The organism is Tumebacillus sp. BK434, assembly GCF_004340785.1.
In the GTDB taxonomy this organism is placed as follows: Bacteria; Bacillota; Bacilli; order Tumebacillales; family Tumebacillaceae; genus Tumebacillus_A.
Genome location: NZ_SLXS01000001.1, coordinates 212,406 through 230,611 on the forward strand (window position 1 = coordinate 212,406; position 18,206 = coordinate 230,611).

General features: G+C 52.7%; 13 protein-coding genes. 10 read left to right on the plus strand and 3 right to left on the minus strand.

Annotated features, from left to right (window positions below):
• Positions 1–3 precede the first annotated feature (3 nt).
• Together EV586_RS01070 and EV586_RS01075 are read left to right on the plus strand one after the other, a co-directional pair.
• A complete protein-coding gene (locus EV586_RS01070; protein ID WP_132943238.1) occupies positions 4–2,088 on the plus strand; it encodes a stalk domain-containing protein in 2,085 nt (694 codons plus the stop codon).
• A complete protein-coding gene (locus EV586_RS01075) occupies positions 2,085–4,946 on the plus strand; it encodes an adenylate/guanylate cyclase domain-containing protein (protein WP_132943239.1) in 2,862 nt (953 codons plus the stop codon). Before EV586_RS01070 ends, EV586_RS01075 begins: the two co-directional genes overlap by 4 nt.
• Positions 4,947–4,968: 22 nt before the next feature.
• Here the strand turns inward: EV586_RS01075 and EV586_RS01080 are convergent, their stop codons facing one another.
• Positions 4,969–5,538, minus strand: a complete 570-nt coding sequence (locus EV586_RS01080) for a hypothetical protein (protein ID WP_132943240.1) — start codon at positions 5,536–5,538, stop codon at positions 4,969–4,971.
• Positions 5,539–5,760: 222 nt separating this feature from the next.
• Between EV586_RS01080 and EV586_RS01085 the strand changes: the two genes are divergently transcribed.
• From EV586_RS01085 to EV586_RS01110, 6 genes are all read left to right on the plus strand, one after another.
• Entirely contained in the window at positions 5,761–6,939 is a 1,179-nt protein-coding gene (locus EV586_RS01085; RefSeq protein WP_132943241.1) for a helix-turn-helix domain-containing protein, read from the plus strand.
• Positions 6,940–6,949: 10 nt separating this feature from the next.
• The gene (locus tag EV586_RS01090) at positions 6,950–7,162 is read left to right on the plus strand and encodes a helix-turn-helix domain-containing protein (RefSeq protein ID WP_132943242.1); all 213 of its coding nucleotides are present in this window, start codon (positions 6,950–6,952) and stop codon (positions 7,160–7,162) included.
• Between the two features lie 665 nt (positions 7,163–7,827).
• A complete protein-coding gene (locus EV586_RS01095) occupies positions 7,828–8,997 on the plus strand; it encodes a helix-turn-helix domain-containing protein (protein WP_132943243.1) in 1,170 nt (389 codons plus the stop codon).
• Between the two features lie 28 nt (positions 8,998–9,025).
• Positions 9,026–10,195: a helix-turn-helix domain-containing protein gene (locus EV586_RS01100; RefSeq protein WP_132943244.1), complete on the plus strand. Its 1,170-nt coding sequence runs from the start codon at positions 9,026–9,028 to the stop codon at positions 10,193–10,195.
• A 29-nt stretch (positions 10,196–10,224) separates the two neighbouring features.
• Complete coding sequence (locus EV586_RS01105) at positions 10,225–11,394, plus strand: helix-turn-helix domain-containing protein (protein WP_132943245.1); 1,170 nt, start codon at positions 10,225–10,227, stop codon at positions 11,392–11,394.
• Between the two features lie 120 nt (positions 11,395–11,514).
• The gene (locus EV586_RS01110; protein ID WP_132943246.1) at positions 11,515–12,780 is read left to right on the plus strand and encodes a helix-turn-helix domain-containing protein; all 1,266 of its coding nucleotides are present in this window, start codon (positions 11,515–11,517) and stop codon (positions 12,778–12,780) included.
• A gap of 161 nt (positions 12,781–12,941) precedes the next feature.
• On the opposite strand, the gene EV586_RS01115 is transcribed toward EV586_RS01110, so the two are convergent.
• The gene (locus EV586_RS01115) at positions 12,942–13,565 is read right to left on the minus strand and encodes an AAA family ATPase (protein WP_132943247.1); all 624 of its coding nucleotides are present in this window, start codon (positions 13,563–13,565) and stop codon (positions 12,942–12,944) included.
• Between the two features lie 43 nt (positions 13,566–13,608).
• Positions 13,609–14,490 carry a phosphoenolpyruvate mutase gene (gene aepX, locus EV586_RS01120; protein ID WP_132943248.1) on the minus strand — a complete coding sequence of 294 codons (882 nt, stop codon included), beginning with the start codon at positions 14,488–14,490 and terminating at the stop codon, positions 13,609–13,611.
• A 1,170-nt stretch (positions 14,491–15,660) separates the two neighbouring features.
• Between aepX and EV586_RS01125 the strand changes: the two genes are divergently transcribed.
• Together EV586_RS01125 and EV586_RS01130 are read left to right on the plus strand one after the other, a co-directional pair.
• Complete coding sequence (locus tag EV586_RS01125) at positions 15,661–16,935, plus strand: nucleotidyltransferase family protein (protein ID WP_132943249.1); 1,275 nt, start codon at positions 15,661–15,663, stop codon at positions 16,933–16,935.
• Between the two features lie 5 nt (positions 16,936–16,940).
• Complete coding sequence (locus EV586_RS01130; protein ID WP_165898138.1) at positions 16,941–18,185, plus strand: MFS transporter; 1,245 nt, start codon at positions 16,941–16,943, stop codon at positions 18,183–18,185.
• The last annotated feature ends 21 nt before the right edge of the window (positions 18,186–18,206 follow it).

Genomic DNA, 18,206 nt, shown 5'->3' on the forward strand with positions numbered 1-18,206 from the left:
GCCATGACCAAGAAACATCGCCGCAAGTTCGTGACCTTGTTGCTCGCCTGCGCGCTCTTCGCTGCGTTCCTGCCGACTTCGCCCGACGCGACGGCTGCCGAGCGCCCTGCCGCGTCGCAAGTGAGCAGCGGACACCTGCTGATCGGCACGTACCTGATTCAAAAAGAGGCGCTGACCAAGCCCGTCCTCGATGCAGCCAAAGCGAGCATGGATCAGTCCGACCAGGGCATCTATTATAAATCGGAGCTGGCGGACGGCGCTTGGTTCAACATCCAGAATGGATTCGACCTTTCGGCGATCCTCAACCCGAGCGGCACGACCGTCACCAACGCCGATATCGACAAGATGACGATCAGCGTCTGGGTGCATCTCGTCGCAGGCAAGCCGATCGCCGAGTGGACGCAGACGCCGGCGGAGCTGGACAAAGCGATCGCCGACGCCAAAGCCCAACAGGCGAAAGCAGAAGCGGACAACAAAGCGGCCGTGGAAGCGGGCGACGACACCCTCGCCATCCAGCTGTCCCTGAAAGCGGCCACGCTGAAGGCGCAGGTCGACTTCCTCGAAGCGCTGAAAGCGGGCAAAGGCGACCAGGCCGCCGCCGAGCTTGAGAAACTGGCCGATCCGGAAAAACTGCTCGCAGAATCGGTTAAAGGGGCGCAGGCCGACCTGCAGAAGAAACTTGAAGCCGACTTGAAAAAAGCGGAAGACGAGCTGAACGCCGCCACCGACCCGGCGGAAAAAGCCAAGCTGCTCCAACAGAAGCAGCTGGCCGAAGACAACTTGGACGCTTTTAAGGCGAACGCTCTGTCCTCAGAAGCGGATACTGCCAAAGCGGCGAGCCTGCAGGTGGCGCAAGACCTCAGCCTGGCGGTGAACAACTCGCAGACCCAGAAGGCGCAAGATCTGCTGAGCAAGCTCGACGCGGCCGACCAGCAAGTGCTGGTCCTGCATAAAGGTCTGCTCACCCAGCAGGTCGCCGCCCTGGAGAAAAAGATCAAAGCAGCGACCGACTTCCAAGCGATCCAAAAGCTGCAAGCGGAGCTCGCAGCGACCAAACAAGCGGCCTACAGCAAAGAAAAAGCCGCCTGGGAAGCGGAAGTGAAAGTCTTGGAGCCTGCGTTCCAAACGGCCGACAAGCTGGGACAAAAGGAGATGGCAGCACTGCTGCTCGCCAAGCTGAACACGATCCAGGCCCGCCTTGACGAGCTGCAAGCGGAAGCCACAGCCACCCGCATCGCCTCGCGCCAAGCGGAGATTGCCGACCTGAACAAGCAAATCCGGGAAGCGAAAGCGGCCGGTTCGGCGGACATCGCCGATCAGTTGCTGGTGCCGCTCGTGCAGGCGGAAGGGCGGCTGGCAGCCGACCAACAAGGCGTTGCCGACACGATCCTCGACATCGAATCTGCGATCGTCAAAGTGAACGCCAAGCTGAAAACGGCCGGTACGGAAGAAGCCGTCCTGCTCAAACAAGAGCTGGCCGTCCTGAATGCCAACCTGTTGAAAGCGCAAATGACCGAGCTGTTTCTGCTCAAAGGGCAGGTCGAAAAGAAGCAGGCCGAAGTGAAAGTTGAGACCGGCAAAGAGAGCGCCCGTCTCGCGCCGGTTCGCCAGCAGTACATCAAGGAGATCACAGCGATTGAAAAGCAAAAATACTCAGCCAGTGACCTGGCCGATCTCGCCGCGCTGCAAAAGCAGATCAAAAAAGAGCAGCCCAAAGCGACCGTCCTGCCGGCGGAAAACGTCATTGCGGAGTCGGTCGACATCAAGTTCATGATGCCGCCGGTGATCCTCGACGGCCGCACGCTGATTCACATCCGTCCGATCTCCGAATCGTTTGGATCGACGGTGCTGTGGAACAACGAGGAGCGCAGCGTTTGGATCAGCAACGCCGGCACCACCGTCTACTGCAAGATCGGCGACAAAATGGCGCTCGTCAACGGCAAGCCGGTCACGCTGGACGCGCCGCCGCGCCTGATCGCCGGGCGCACCGTCGTGCCGCTGCGCTTTGTGGTGGAAGCGCTCGGTTTGAACGTGGCGTGGGATGAACAGAGCCAGACCATCGAAATCAAAGGGACGGTCAACCGATGAGACAATATCTGTGGAAACTCTTGCTGCTGGTGGCCGCCTTGACCGGCCTTGGCCTGTATCTCTATCACAATCAAGACTACATCACAAAATTTCCGATCGAAAAGCAAGTCGCCCTGCATCATCCGTCACAAGCGGCCGCAGACGGCAAAGGCAACTGGTACATCATCGAGGACGCCAAACAATCGATCCTCAAATTGGGGCAGGACGGCACGCAGCTCGCCAAGATCAAAGCGCCACTGGCCAGCGAGTTCGTCAGCCTGACCTCCAAAGACCCGACGCTGAAAAACGATGACCGCACCTATCTCACCTATGACCAAGTGCTGCCTGCACCGGACGGGACTTTGTACGCCGTGGTGCGCTTGATGGACATCAACGCGCTGACCTTGAAGCACGAAGCGGTCGTCCGCTACAGCGCCGAAGGGGAGCTCGACCCAAGCTGGGTCGGTTACTCGCGCCCCTACAGCGTGGCCGAGCAAGGGTCGCTGCGCGGCGGCACGATCCGTTCGCTGGCCTTTAAAGAGAACAAGCTGTTCATGATCACGCAGGAGAGCGATGTCGAGCTCGACCTGCACGAGTGGGATGACAAGCTGGACCGGTTCAGCAAGATCACCAGCACGCACATCCCGTCCGAGTCGGGCGTGGCAGACATCAGCGGCGTCAAGTCGCAGGAGCTGATCTACGCTACGAAAAAGGGCGAGATCTATTACGCGAGCGAACGGATCTACCCGCAGACCCGCACGGGGCAAAACGGTATTTTTGCCGATCATGTGCAGGTAGTAGGGAATGACGTCTATTTTCTCGATGAGTACGGGAGCAGCGTCAAGCGCTTTTCCTCCGGGAATCCTGCAAAGGTCGAGACTTTGTTCACCCAGCAGGACGCGGCAGCCAAGCTGGTTTCCGGGCCGGAAGCGAAAGTGGCGCTGTCTGACGCACCTTTGGAAAGCCTCGGTGTGGCGCCGGACGGCACCGTGTTTGTCGCGCTCGGTCGGCACGCTGTGCAACTGATGTCAGGGCGGGAACTTCAGGTGCTTGAGTATTCGGGCAGCACGCGCACGCAGCAGTACCTGATCTGGGCGGCGTTTGCTGTGGCGGCAGTCCTGCTCATCTGGCTGTTCAAGATCCTCTATGTCAACATCATGCCGCATTCGCTGATTTACAAGCAGTTGTTCGTGCTGATCCCGCTGATCTCCCTGTCGATGCTGTCGCTGGCCTTGCTCGTGCATACTGATTTCCGCGCCGACACAGAGCTGGAAGTCAGACGCGCCCTGACCTACCTGGCGCACGACGGGCAGAACCTCGTCGATGCCGAGCGGCTTCTTAAGATCGACTCGCCGCAGGATTTCATGAACGAAGACTACAAGGCGCTCAAAGAAAAGTTGAGCTTCAAAGACAACTACGGCAAGTTCTACATGATGATCTACAAGTACGTCGACCGGCGTCTCTACGATGTGCTGGAAGATGACAACGATGTTCGCATGTTCGACTCCTTCGAAGTATCCGTCCACGATACGGCCGTCTCAGCCTGCATGGTGCGCGACAAGTATACCAGCGAGTTTCTCGAAGTCGATGCCAGTTTCGACTACAGCAAAGCGCTGGAAGAGCAGACCTTCGTCACCTGCAAATCCCAAGATGAAAACGGCACTTGGCTGTTTGCGTTGGGGCCGTTGTACAACGCCGAAAAAACAAAAGTCGTCGGTATCTATGAAGCGGGCATCAACACGCACGCGCTGGATGCGCGGATGAAGACGAACTGGAATGATACGTTAAAACAGTTGACCGGCTTTGCGATCCTGATCTTGATCGTCGTGCTGGTAGTCACGCTTCTGCTCTTGAAATCGGTGCGCAACTTGAGCGTCAGCGCGAACCAGATCGCCAAAGGGCAGTGGAACACGCGGGTGAAGGTCAGCTCGCAGGACGAAGTGGCAGCGCTGGGGCACACGTTTAACAACATGTCGGAAGAAGTGGAGAAAAAGGTGCTGGAGCTGCGCGAGTTCCGCGATGCCTACCGCCATTTTGTGCCGGAGGAGTTCCTCAACTACCTCGGCAAGCGCGACATCCGCCATGTGAACCTCGGCGATCAGGTCGAGCTCGACATGAGCATCCTGGTCACAAACATCCGCCATTTCGATGATTTTATGGAAGACATGAAAGACAAGACGCGCGACAACTTCAACTTTATCAACCGCTTCCTGCATGAGGTCTCGCCGATCGTCGATCAAAACAACGGCGAGGTCAGCAAGTACCTCAACCACGGCATCCTCGCCGTGTTCCCAAACAGCCCGGGCGAGGCGCTGCGGGCAGCAGTGGAGATGAAGCGGGCGCTGGACCGCTACAACTCGCACCGCGCGGGCAAAGGCAAAGCGCGGATCGATGTTGGCATCGGCATCCAGCAAGGGCCGTTGATGCTCGGAATCATCGGTGCAGAAGAGCGGCTGGAGGTGAACGTGATCTCAGACAGTGTGCAGTTTGCGATGGTGCTCGAAGAGATCTCCGACAAGCTGGGCGCGACAATCCTGCTTCCGGCGCGCGTACTGCAGCAGATCCCGGAGCGCGACCGCTTCCAGGCGCGCAGTCTCGGCAAGCTCCAGCTCCAAGGGTCGCTCAGCGGGCCGATCGAACTATACGATGTGTTCGAAGCGGACGATGAAGAGACGCGCCGTCTCAAGCAGAAGACGAAAGACCTTTTCGAGTCGGCGATCACCAAATATCAACAGGGCCGTTTCTACGACGCCCGCGAAGCTTTCCTCCAAGTCATCCGCCAGAACCCGGGCGACAAGATCGCCCAGCTCTACTTTTACGTCTGTGACGAATACCGCAGCGGCATGAAAGATGACTGGAAAGGGACATTGGACGTGTAAACGGCAACAAAAAAAGAGCCTCTCATTCGAGAGGCTCTTTTTCCTGCGACGACAGCACCATCTGGAGCAGTCCGGCCAGATCTTCGTCGCCGTGCGCGATGACCGGGTGATAGAGTGCAGCGCGGTTGTATGCGTCGATTTGGTAGAGACGTATATGAACGGGGAGGTCTATGCCATAGGTGCGGAATGCCTCCATGTAATGGACGATCTTTTCAATAAGTTGAGCTTCCGTCAGATCGGAGGAGTCTACTGCTTCAATATAGCCATCTTGAAAGAACTGGGTATACGAGATGATCGAGCGAGTGTTTGGAACCTTGACGAACGAAGTCATGCTGTACGGTTCGTTTTCTGTCAGGTAGTCTTGCACGGCAAGCGGTGCCAACGGGCGAATGTCATACTCTTTCGGATCGACAAATGCGCTTTCCGGGAACATGTGCAGCACCAGGCGCGCCGTGCCCACAGGCAGGTCGAAGCCGGTGCGCCCTTCCAGGACGCTGTGCAGCCGGGAGATCGATTCATCATGAATGACCTCGTAAAGCGATGGTTGATACTCATACGTCAGTTGCTCAAGTTGGCGAGCCAAATTTTCCACTAGCAGCATCTCCTCTCAGAATGAGGGTGGGAAATTACCATCTAATCATATCACAATTACTTTCGATATAAAATGGTTGGATCGATAGTTATGTATATGATATTAATTCGAGATAGTACTGAAAATTCTGCATGGGTATTAAGCATTATTCGACAAAATTATCTATGCTAAATATAGAGCAATGATTATAATTTTCTTAGGAGCACGTAAAGGAGGATTGCAATGAGCCAACTGCTGGCACCGACCCACACTTATCAAGGCGAGATTCCTTTATGGATACGAATTCGGGAGCTTATGAAAGAAAAGGGGAGTTCTCACAGCATCACGGCTATGGCAGCACGGATCGGGGTCAGCAGGGAAACACTGCGTGTGATGTTAAACGGCGAACGGGAGATCTATTGGTTTGAACTGGAAAAGATTGCGCAAGATTTGAAAGTCCCGATCGCGCGTCTGCTGATGGAAGATTTGAAGGAGCACCTGAGCCGGGATATGATCATAAAACATGTCGCCAACAATCAAATGGAAGCGGCGATGAAAATGGCCAATGAGTGGTTGGCGGTCTCCAACGGACTGTCTGAGAAAGCCCAGTGTTACAGTATCATCGCTTATATACATTTTTGGTCTGGCGAATACGAACTTGCCAAGTTCAGTTATTTGCAGATGCGGCCGATTGCGGAAGAAGTGTATGCGAAATATCAGTTTCAAGAGCTGTTGAGCGGTTGCTTGATCAACTTGTTGAACATCGCGGTGGAACTACATCAATATGAGCAGGTTCCAGAATTACTGGAAGCGACAGAGCCTTTTGTGAAGACTTCTCCTGTGAAAATGGGAATGTGGCACTATGCGAAAGGCAAATGGAAACTTTCGATTTATGAGCGGAAGCAGGCGAAAAACAGTTTTTATCAGTGTCTGGCGCAGATGAAACAGACCGATAACAATTTAGCGATCGGACGTTCCCTCACCCATCTCGGCCACGTGGAGTATGTGGATCGCAACTATGTAGAAGCAAAGGTGCTGTTGCTGGAGGCGATCGAAATCTCTGGCGAAGACCCGGGGTTGCGAGCGTCTGCGATCAAGGAGCTCGCCAAAACATTGATTAAGCTCAAAGAACTGCAGGCTGCAGAAGCGTTGATTCGCAACACGTTGCAGGAGGAATGGTTTGGGCAGTTCCCAGATCTGAAAGCTCGTTTGCTGATTCTGCTTTCCCGCGCTACGGGAGATTCCCGTCATGCAAAAGAGGTAGCGACCCATCGTGGGTATCAGATGCGGGCCCGCTTTCACGCTTACCGATACCTTGAACTTGAAAACTTGAGGCGGAGCAGACAGAGCAGCCAGGCAGTCGGGAAAAAAGCAAAGGGGAAACTGCCTAAACGGCAGATCCCGCTCGATCAGAACTTTTAAGGGGAACATCATGATCAAACTCGTAATACTGACGAATGCCGTTGTTGATAAGATACCGCTTTGGCTGCGAATCCGGGAGATCATGAAGGAGCGGGGCAGTTCGTACAGCTTGACGGCCGTGTCAGCAAGGCTTGGGATCAGCCGCGAGACGCTGCGGCTGATGTTGAGCGGCGAGCGAGAGATCCACACCTTTGAATTGAAAACGATCGCAGAGGATCTCTAAATTTCACTTTAAAGGTTGTTGCAAGAGGCTCTGCTGCCAACTTCTAATAGGGAGTATTTAGGGAATTTCATGGCGAACAGAGAGTGGGAAGCGGCCATGAGGTTTGCAGAAGAATGGCAGGCGATCTTGATCGGTCTCACAGAAAGGCTTTCGTCGAAAAAAAAAGTTTGCCTATCTCTTTTTCTGGAAAAAAAACTAAGAACTTTGCAGAAAGTTAACAGAATAAAGAAAAAGACAGCTCGTACAACCTATATTTAATGGTGGGAAGTTTCGATTGATGCTGAACGGGGAGCGCGAGATTTACTACTATGTACACCAATTTGGTTTTGAACGGACGGTGGCTGGTACTTCCAAGTATCCGATAAATATGCGCTTCCTGACCTGGCACTTCTGTGCATTTATTATCGGCATTGGTTTATGCAAGGACGGAGCATACGTGTGAAAGCAGTGCACAATTTGCCGAAGAGTAGTTTTGGGTATTACAAATATTTCTAGAAGGTGCAGCGAAGTAGGTTGGTGAACCACAAGGGGATAAAAGGAAACGTGAACATTTTGCTTGTACATACAACACGAAATACATGTTACATCGATACGCAAAAGCCATGCTGAAGCTTTCTCTAAGGCAGATATTGTTAAATGATTAGATGGAAAGCGAGTGGATCAACATGAGTCAATTGCTTGCCCCGGCGCAAACGGTCGTGGATGGAATCCCACTATGGCGTAGAATTCGGGAGTTGATGAAGGAAAAGGGCTCCCGTTACAGCATATCTGCCGTTGCGATTCGGCTGGGGATCAGCCGTGAAACGCTGCGGCTGATGCTAAATGGCGAGCGTGAGATCTATTGGTTTGAGTTAGAAAGAATTTCTGAGGATCTGAAGCTGTCTGTGGCACGCATCTTGCAAGAGGACCAGGTTGAACTTTATGAGGAAATCAAAGCGCGAAAAGTGAGTCTGCTCGAATTGGACATGGCACTCGACGTTGCAAAAAGACGTTTTAACATGGCGCAAGGTCTGTCGGAGAAGGCGTATACATGGATCGATATTGGGTATTTTTATTTCCACAAAGAAGAGTATACAGATGCGAAACTGTGTTATATGGCCGCCGGCGATTTGATCGAGAAAATCGGATTTTCAGAGCAAGAGAATGAGTTGATGTATGCCGTACAGCGACGTCTTGTTGTAATCAATATATTTACAAAAGAAATTGCAACAGCGTTAAAGTTGCTGCGATCCAACGAATCGCTTTTCATGAAAACAGTGATTCGCCAAGCTGATTATTTACATATGAATGCGCGATGTCAACTTAGATTAAGCGTTTTGGTTGAGACGAGAAAATACCTGTTGCAAACGTTAGAAAAGCTGAAGGGAACCGGTCAAGAGGAATGGGTCGGCGTTGTTTATTCAGATCTTGGGTATGTTGAATACTTAGACCTAAACTATGAGAAAGCACACGAACTGATGAAATTGGCACTTCAGCATTTGCGGTTTGATGGAAGACGGCTGTTGGTAATCAAAGATTTGGTAAAAGTTCAGCTGAGACTAAACGAACTTCAGGTCGCGGAAGCACTGATTCGCAAAACCTTAGCAGGAGATAGGACAAATATGAGCAAGGAGATGGAAGCTCGCTTTCTCATCCTATTGTCGCGCGTAAAGGGTGTGCCGTTTTACGCCGAAACTGTGGCCGGACATTCTAAGTATCCAACAAATGTGCGCTTTCTGGCCGGACGCTTTCTGCGAATTTTTTACCGCCGCTGGTTTTTACGGGGGAGAAGCAAACGGGTCACAGGGACATATCAATTGCCCCAAAGAAGATTTCCTTATGACAAGTATCTGTAAATGAACAGATCGAAGGTGAGTGTGGAACATGAATCGATTGCTTGCGCCAACGCAAACGGTTGTAGACGGAATTCCGCTTTTCCGTAGAGTGCGGGAGCTGATGAAGGAAAAGGGCTCTCGTTACAGCATTTCAGCCGTTGCTGTTCGGCTCGGGATCAGCCGGGAAACGCTGCGTCTGATGCTAAATGGCGAGCGTGAATTCTATTGGTTTGAATTGGAGAAGGTCGCCGATGACCTTAAAATACCAATAGAACGCATTTTGCAAGAGGATGTTGCAGCTCTTCATGCTGAAATTAAAGCACGCAAAAACAATCTTCAGCAATTGGATAAAGCAATTGAATTGGCACACCAGCGATTTGCTCAGGCGCAAGGTGCGTCGGAAAAGGCAAGTGCTCTACTAGATATCGGGTATTTGCTTTTTTTCAGCGATCGGTTTCAAGAGGCAGAAGAGACATTGCTTACCGCCAATCATTTGATCCAAAGTATTGTTTTGCTTCCGGCAGATGATCGATTAATATTCAGTGTTTTGGTTAACTTCTCAGCGGTATATATTTACTCCAAACAGTACCCAAAAGCTCGTCTTGCTTTAGAATCTTTGCGAAAAATATCCATGTCGTCACCGCAGCGCGAATCAGATTATCATCACTTATATGCAATGTATAAACAGGCTTTGAACGAGCTTGCAGAGGCAAAAGAGTCATTATACAAGACAATTGAACTGCTGCAAGGGCAGGAGCGTGAAGAAACACTTGGACGCGCTTTGTGTGATGTTGCTTACATCGAATACGCAGATTTGAACTACAGGGCTGCTAAAGATATGCTCCGACGGTCACTGCAACATTTGCAGTCGAGCAGCTTTCGGCTAATGACGATCAAAGATATGGTCAAAGTTCACATAAAATTGCAGGAACATCGTGAAGCAGAGCGCTTGATTCGCCAAACCTTGCAAGGGGAAGAGATCAAAAGCAATCGGGAAATGGAAGCGAGGCTGCTCATTTTGCTGTCACGGGTACAAGGCGTGCCATATCATGCTGAAGCTGTGGCCGGCAATTCGAAGTACCCGAAAAACGTCCGCTTCCTGGCTGGTCGCTTTCTGCGCATTTTTTACCGACGTTGGTTTATGCAAGGGCGGAGCAAATGTGTGAAAGCTGTACATAAAATGCCACGCAGAAGTTTTCCCTATGATAAGTATTTTTAACTCGATCGATCGAAAGTGAGTGGATCAACATGAGTCAATTGCTTGCCCCGGCACAAACGGTCGTGGATAGAATCCCGCTTTGGCGCAGGATTCGGGAGTTGATGAAAGAAAAGGGTTCACGATACAGTATGACTGCAGTTGCGAACCGACTCGGGATCAGTCGGGAGACGCTGCGCCTGATGCTCAATGGCGAACGGGAAATTTTTATGTTTGAGCTGGAGAAGATCGCCAATGACCTTAAATTGCCACTGGCACGAATTCTCCAACATGATATTCAGGACCTGCACGAACAGCTTCAGGAAAAGAAAGACAATCTGCAGGACATGGATTTGGCCATGGAGTTGGCGAAACAGCGATATACGATAGCTCAGGGCTTGTCAGAGAAGGCATATGCACTTCTCGATATCAGGTATTTGTATGCCTTCCAAGATAAATGGACCGAAGCGGAAGAAGTATCTTTGACCGCCCAGGAGTTGATCCTGCAGATTGGACTTACGGAGCAAGAGGATGAGGTGCTATTTAGGTTGCAGAATCATCTTGTAACAATCTATCAGTTTACGAAACGATATGAGAAAGCACTTGAAGTTCTGAAATCAATGAAGCAACTCAACAGGGATTTACCAGTACGAATAGCAGCCTTTCATCACAATATGGGAATCTGTCTGCATGGGCTTAATAAGGTCGAGGAAGCGAAAGAGAGTTTTCACAAAGCCTTAGAACTGCTTCAAGACTTAGACAGGCAAGAATGGATTGGACGGGTATATTTTTGTTATGCCTATCTCGAGTACTGCGAGATGAACTACCACAGGTCAAAGGAGCTGATAAATAAAGCTCTGCAACATTTGAAGACCGAAGTCATGCGTATAGGGGCTGTTAGAGATCTTGCCAAAGTCCTGCTGAAACTACGCGATCACCAGGCTGCAGAAGCCCTGATTCTTGAAACGTTGCAAAGTGAAGCAATCGAACAGAATTCTGAGATGGAGGGGCGTCTTTTGATCCTCCTGTCGAAGACGCGCGACCTGCCCTACCACGCAGAAGCGGTGGCAGGCAATTACAAGTATGCCAAAAACATTCGCTTCCTTGCTGCCAAGTTTTTACGTCTCTACTATCGGCGCTGGTTCATGCAGGGACGTCGCAAACGCGTAAAAGCGGTAGGAAAATTGCCGCGCAGACGCTTCCCGTACGATAAATTCCTGTAAATTGTCAGATAACTTCTGCCGTTTTTTTTTCCTGCAACCACATCGGCTGTAAATATATCAAAGGTTGTCAGAACTTGTTACAATGTGTTCAAGAAACACATCGCAAGGAGGAACTCACCAATGATGACAACCTTAGGACAACGCATTCGCGAATTGCGGATCAAAAAAGGACAGACGCAGATCGGACTGGCAGACGGGATTTGCACACCGAGCATGATTTCACAGATAGAAGCGGACCGCACCACCCCTTCGTATAAGATATTGTTTGGCATCGCAGAGAAGCTCGGCGTACCGCTCGACTTCCTGCTGAAAGACATCGAACTGGATCTGGCCGACATCACCAAATACAAAATGGCCAAAGGCCTCGTCCGGGCAAAAGAATACGGCTTGGCGATCAACCAGTTGCAGGAGCTGCTCGACAGCACCGACCAGCAGATTCCGAAGATGGATGTGCAAGTCGAGCTGGCCTTCTGCCTGCTGGAAGTCGGACGGGCATCGGAAGCGATGACCTTCCTGCATGAGGTGCAGGGACTGGCGATTCTGCGTCAGGACGGGGAGCTTTTGGCGAAAGTGTTCTACCATCTGGGGTTGGATGCACTTAAAAAGATCGAATATTCAATCTCTTTGTACCACACGGAGCGTGCTCACGAGGAATTGCAGAAGATCGCGTTGCCTGACCCGGCTTTGCAAGCGAAAGTGCTGGTGCAGCTGGCGGAGATTCAGGAGCGGATCGGACAGGTGAGCAAGGCGGCGGAGAGCTGGGAATCGGCGCTGCAACTGGTCGAGAATACGGAGCGCGGCAAAACGATGCTCAAGCTGGCCGACGCGTTTTATCGCCAGAAGAACTATCTGAAAGCGGACGAGTACGCGACGAAAGCGGCGATTCTGCTGGAGGAGGAGGAAAATTCGCGCCAGAATCAGGAGTGGAAACGCAAAGCGGTGCTGCTGAAGCGCGAAGCTGACTGGCAAGCGTCCGTGCAGGAACTGCTGGAGCTGAGCGCTGCCTGTGACGGGGCGAAGGCCGGCGAGATTTTTGCCGACATCGCGACGATCCTGCTGGAGAACGGCGAGGCGGAGCAGGCGGTGGCGTATGCGGAGCGGGCGCGGATGATCTTGCCGGAGCTGCATCCGGTGATGGGCAAGGTACACCAGCTGTTTGCTCTGCTCTACTTCCAGCGGGGCCAGGAGCAAAAAGGCCAGTCTCATCTTGACCGCGCCCTCGCATTGTTCGAGAAGCACGGCATGTCTGCAGAGCTGGAAGACGGCACGCGCAAGCTCTGCCGCCTGCTCCACGCTCAAGGCAAGCACGAAGAGGCTGCCCGCCGCTGGGAACTGCTGCACGACTTCCTGATCGGCAATTTGCAAAAGCGCGGCATCGCCCTGTAACACCGATCGAGCAAGTGAAAACCACCGCAGACATGATGCCGCAAGAGCTGTGTAACAACATTTCCTGACGAGCGCAGTACGCTGCCTCTGCGGCAATGCGAAAGAGAGTATCCTGCAAGATCGGATACTCTCTTTTTTGCATGTATTTATTTTGCCTGTATTTAATTGGGCGCCTGGGCGACCGGCTTCCAGTCCGGGATGTGAGTTTCGCAAAGACTGCGGGCTTCGGCGATCACTTGCTCCGGGGTTTTGCCGGTCGTGTTCAGCTCGACAAAACTGCCGTCCCAGCTCATCACTTCGCGCAGCGCCGCTTCGAAGTTCAGCGTGTATTCGAGAGAATTGACGACCCGCATGTCGGTTGCCTTCAGCTCATGAACGCGCGCCAGCAGGCGGCTCCGCAATTCCTCATGATCAGCGGTCAGCAAAATCGAAAGCTGCGGTGTCAGCATGCGCTTGCGGATCGGCAGAAACGCCTCTTTGACCACCGACAGCGGGGTGCCGGTGTTCAGCGAGTAGATCGCCATATAGGTCGCAAAGTAGCGGTGGCAGATCACCGGCCCAGTTTGCAAGGATTTCTGCACTTTGCCAGATGTGTAGACACAGGAAGCAAAATAGTATAGCAAGCGGGAGTCATCATCCGCATCTTCATCAACAAAATCGCGGAAATCGCGCCACTCCGGCGACATTCCTTTATAGAAGGCAGCGTTTTGTTCCTGCTCCAGCGCTGCGCAGACGGTGCTTTTCCCGGTGCCGTCGACACCTTCAATCACCAAAAACGGATTCACATTCCTGCACTCCTTTCAGTTGCTCGTGCCGTAGGACTGATCGTTAGCGGACTTCCAGCTTTTTGTAGCGCTCTTCCTGCTTGATCATCTCTTTCAAGCCTTGCAGCTCAAACAGTTGATCCATCGGGCTCAGCTGCTCTTGAATCGCCAGCAGTGATCCGGTCGCTTTCAACTCCGCGAGTACGGCATCCATCGCTTTCACAGCCGCCCGCAGCGCCTGGTTGGCGTAGATGGCCATCTTGATGTTGTGCGCTGCCATGTCGTCCAGCGTGATGCTTGGGTAGGTGGTCGGCACGATGACAAGGGGCGTATCGGACGACCAGCGGCGGCTGAATTCGAAGATCTCGCCGGGGTCCTTTTGCTTGGAGTGAATCAGCACCATGTCGGCTCCCGCCTCATCATAAGCGGCTGCCCGATCCAGAGCTTCTGCCATTCCTTTGCCGGCGATCAGCGCTTCGACGCGGGCGATCACCACAAAGTCAGGGTCTTGCTGCGTGTCTTTCGCCGCGCGAATCTTGGCGGCAAATTCGTCGCGCGGGGCGAGGGACTGGTAGCCCGGAATGAAGGAATTCATCTTTGGAAACACCTTATCTTCTATACAGACGGCGGCGACCCCGGCTTTTTCATAATCGCGCACCATGCGAATGACATTGTTCACATTGCCGAATCCGGTGTCGCAATCGGCGATCACCGGCAGCGTCGTGGCATCGACCATCTGCGCGGCCGCCTGAAGGAATTCCACCATGGTCAAGATGTTGGCGTCCGGCTTGGCGTGGGCGGTTGAGATTTCAAATCCGCTGGCCCATACGGCATCAAATCCATGCTGTTCTACCAACTTGGCTCCCAATGCGTTATGCGCCCCTACGGTTTGGATTACACGCTCCGGCTCCTGCATCATCTTGCGCAACTGTTGTCTCGCGTTCATCTCATTCCCACCTCTCGTTATTTTACCTATAATTTTCGTTTAGGTATAGAGTATTTACCTATCAATCCGACTGAAAAAATTCCAAAACTTATCTTGATTATTTTCTGATTATTTATATAATAGAGTAAACGGAAAATTTTTTCAAGGCAGTGTAATTGCTAAATTTTCCGTCCCAAATTAAATATAAGGGGAGGTGCTCAAGCATGATCCGTAACCGCAAACTCGATCCGGTCCAGTTCATCGACGTTCGTGGCGTTGCTGTCACGTTGCCGGAGTTCATCGACGTACGCAAGTAACTCATCACGCTTGTCATCTCTCATATAGAAAGGAGGTGCCCTTTCATGCGTAACCGTGTAGCTGATCCGGTACAATTCGTTGACGTCCGCAGCCTCGTGATGACTCGTCCGGAGTTCATCGATGTCCGCGGCCTGTAAGCGGTCAAAGGGTACACCCATTACGGGAGAGGAGGTGCACCTCATGCAACGTTGGCAACCGCCTGTCGAGTACATCGACATTCGCAAAGAGTACTGGCAAGAACCGGTACTGTTCATCGACGTCCGCAAATAAGCGGCTTCTGTCTTCCCCGCATGTTTCATTCTCACTCAGCAAGGGAGGTGCTCTCAATGGAGCGCAATCTTTGGACCGACATCCCGTACTTTACCGACATCCGTAAAGGCGAAGTCATGGAGCCGGTTGAATTCATCGACATCCGCAAGAAGTAACTCTTGCTTGCATCTTGCATCCTGACGCACAGGTGGTGTAGATCATGGAGCGCAATCTGCATATGGAAATCCCGGGTTTCATCGACATCCGCAAGTAATAAAAGGTAAGTTGAACTACCAGGAAAGGAGGTGCACAATATGGAGCGCAAACTCGTTATGGAACTGCCGAACTTCACCGACATCCGTCGTGAATTCTTCCCCCACCCGGTTGAATACGTTGACATCCGCAAGAAATAAATGATGACCTGAACGAACGAGAAAGGAGGTGCACAACATGGAGCGCAACCTGCATATGGAACTGCCGTACTTCACCGACATCCGTCGCGGCCTCGTTATGGAACAGCCGAACTTCGTAGACGTTCGCAAATAGTACTTCTGCTACATCATGAAAGGAGAGGAATTCCTCTCCTTTCTCCTGATTTTCAGAGAGACAAAGGAGTGAACCACTGTGCAAGAACAGTTGCTTCCGTTTCTGTATCGACTGGCCCTGACCCCTGATAAAAAAGACGAAAGCCTCATCCGGGACTACAAGCGCATGCAGGATGAACTCAAGAAGATTGCGAATGAAAACAAGATGCTGGTGCCGATTTTGCAGCTCGAAGAAACGATGGGGCTGCACAACGAGTTTACGGAGCGGGTACGGATTCGTGCGGCGCAAGATGCGCTTTTTGCGGAAGTGGCGAAGATACTGAATGAGAACGGTGTGACTTACATTCACATCAAAGGCAACGCGATGAAGAATCTGTATCCGGAGAACTGCTTCCGCCAGATGGGCGACTATGATATGGTCGTGTCAAGCATCGATGAGTTCTGGAGATTGATCACGTTGATTGAGACGCTCGGATTCGACTATCAGAACGCGCCGTCGATCGGTGAGTTTAACGGAGAAGTGGTCGGGGTTGCCGGGTTTTACAAGAAGATCGATGAGACCTGCATGCTGGAGCTGGAAGTCAGCGTCGGTTCGTTTACCATGGGCTTTACGAGCTGGTTGACCGGAGATTTTTGGGGCGAAGCGCGGACGACCGAGGTAAATGGCGTCCCGGTGCCGATTCCGTCGGCCGAAGATATGATCTTGATTCTGACCGGCGAATCGGTGGGCAACAACATCTTCCGCCTGCGCGATGCGGTCGATCTGCATCTGCAGTTGCAAGCGCCGGACCTTGATTTTGAAAAATTGCATACTCGCTTGAAACGTCATCATCTGGATATGGAATTTTATCTCTTGGTGCAGTATTATGAGCAGGTTTCCGGACAGAAATCAAACATCCCCGGCTTTATGCTTGAGGGTTTCTCCAATAGATTGTTCAGCAAGCAAAGCTTGTTCGGCAAGCAAAGCGAATTGCGTAAGAAGCTCTACCATTACATCCCGTACAACGCGGATCATGACGGCTTGTTTAAAGCTCTGTTGCTGGAAGTCCTCAACGTCTACCGCAACAAGCTGACCTTTTGGACGGTTCGGCGTAAAAACTTGAAGCTGGTGCGCACCCTGGAAAAAGTGTTCCCGCCGTTTGCCCGCTACAAACTGCGCATTCTGGCCCATCTGATCCCCGTTCCGAGCGGCACGCCGGGCGCGTACGCCTGGATTCGCCTGCGCGGCAAGATGGTCGTTCGCACCCCGATCGGCTGGTATGTGGCGAGCTGCTTCGGGCTGGAGACGCGCGAGGAGCTGTTGGAAATCGATGCAACGATCGCGGAGCACTGCGCGACCTATAGCGGGGAGTGAGGCCAGTGAGCACGCCGCTTGCCGGAGCGACGCCGGCAGCAAAACCCAAGTCGCTGTGGCGCAACCGCCAGTTTTTGTACCTCTGGGTCGGCACACTGTTTTCCGGGCTGACTTTTCACATCTACACGTTGGGTCTGCCGCTGATGATCTATGATCTGTCACACTCGACGCTGGCGATGAGCTCGATGGCGGTGATGAACATGCTGCCGTATGTGCTGTTTGGCATGTTGGCCGGCGTGATCGTCGACCGCCTCGACCGCAAGCGGGTGATGCTGACCGCCGTGGCGATGCAGGTGGCGATCCTGCTGCTCCTGTTCACGCTGCTCTCGACCGGAGTGGCGCACGTCTGGGTGCTGTATGTGCTGGGCTTTTGTCTGACCACGTTTGGTTATCTGTTTTCCAACGCGTCGACGAGCATCGTGCCCTTGTTGATGGAGCGTGAGCAGTATGTGTCGGCCAACGCTACGATCAATTTCTGGGGCACGGTGATCTCTTCGCTCGGTCCGGCCATCGCCGGGAGCATGCTGGTGGTGATGAACTACCGCTATGGGATCTTGATCACCGTCGGCGGTTTCCTGATGCTCTTTTTCTTCACGTCGCTGATGAAGGTGCCGGTCGCAGAGAAGCCAAAAGAGCTGTCGGAGCGCAAGACGACGATTCGCGAGGAGATGAAGGAAGGCTGGCAGCAACTGCTGTTGACCCGCGAGCTGTTCATGATCACGATCCTCGTCCTGGCGGTGAATTTTGTGACTTCGTTTGCTGGGGCGGTCATCGTCTTTTATGCGCTCGACAAGCTGCATCTGGCCTCCAGTTCGCTGGGGCTGGTCTTGTCGGCGTCTGCGCTTGGCAGCCTCAGCTCGACATTTGTCGCGAAGCCGAGCTTGAAGTGGGGACGGCGCGGCAAACTGCTGGTCGGCGCAGTGCTGACGGCGGCGCTTGGGCAGTCGGTGCTGTTTTTCTCGTCGCATTGGCTGGTCTTAGCGGCCGGGCTGTTCATTTTGGGCGCTTCGTCGACCTTCTCGAACGTTCACATCCACACGATTCGACAGGAAGTTACGCCCAACCACATGCTGGGCAGGGTGGCGGGCACCACGTCGATGCTGGCCCGGGTGGCTGCGCCGATCGGGCTGTTCCTCGGCGGGCTGTGCGGGGAATACATCGAGGTGCACTATATTTTCCTGACCGCAGCGCTGATGTATTTGAGCCTTGCGTTGCTCTCGATGAAAAATAAATTGCAGGATATCGTGTAAATGCCGTCCGTTTTTTGGGGC

Bases quoted from the DNA above. Each gene is read 5' to 3' on its own strand.
- EV586_RS01070 (WP_132943238.1), top strand. From the start codon at position 4: ATGACCAAGAAACATCGCCGCAAGTTCGTGACCTTGTTGCTCGCCTGC.
- EV586_RS01075 (WP_132943239.1), top strand. From the start codon at position 2,085: ATGAGACAATATCTGTGGAAACTCTTGCTGCTGGTGGCCGCCTTGACC.
- EV586_RS01085 (WP_132943241.1), top strand. From the start codon at position 5,761: ATGAGCCAACTGCTGGCACCGACCCACACTTATCAAGGCGAGATTCCT.
- EV586_RS01090 (WP_132943242.1), top strand. From the start codon at position 6,950: ATGATCAAACTCGTAATACTGACGAATGCCGTTGTTGATAAGATACCG.
- EV586_RS01095 (WP_132943243.1), top strand. From the start codon at position 7,828: ATGAGTCAATTGCTTGCCCCGGCGCAAACGGTCGTGGATGGAATCCCA.
- EV586_RS01100 (WP_132943244.1), top strand. From the start codon at position 9,026: ATGAATCGATTGCTTGCGCCAACGCAAACGGTTGTAGACGGAATTCCG.
- EV586_RS01105 (WP_132943245.1), top strand. From the start codon at position 10,225: ATGAGTCAATTGCTTGCCCCGGCACAAACGGTCGTGGATAGAATCCCG.
- EV586_RS01110 (WP_132943246.1), top strand. From the start codon at position 11,515: ATGATGACAACCTTAGGACAACGCATTCGCGAATTGCGGATCAAAAAA.
- aepX (WP_132943248.1), bottom strand. From the start codon at position 14,490: ATGAACGCGAGACAACAGTTGCGCAAGATGATGCAGGAGCCGGAGCGT.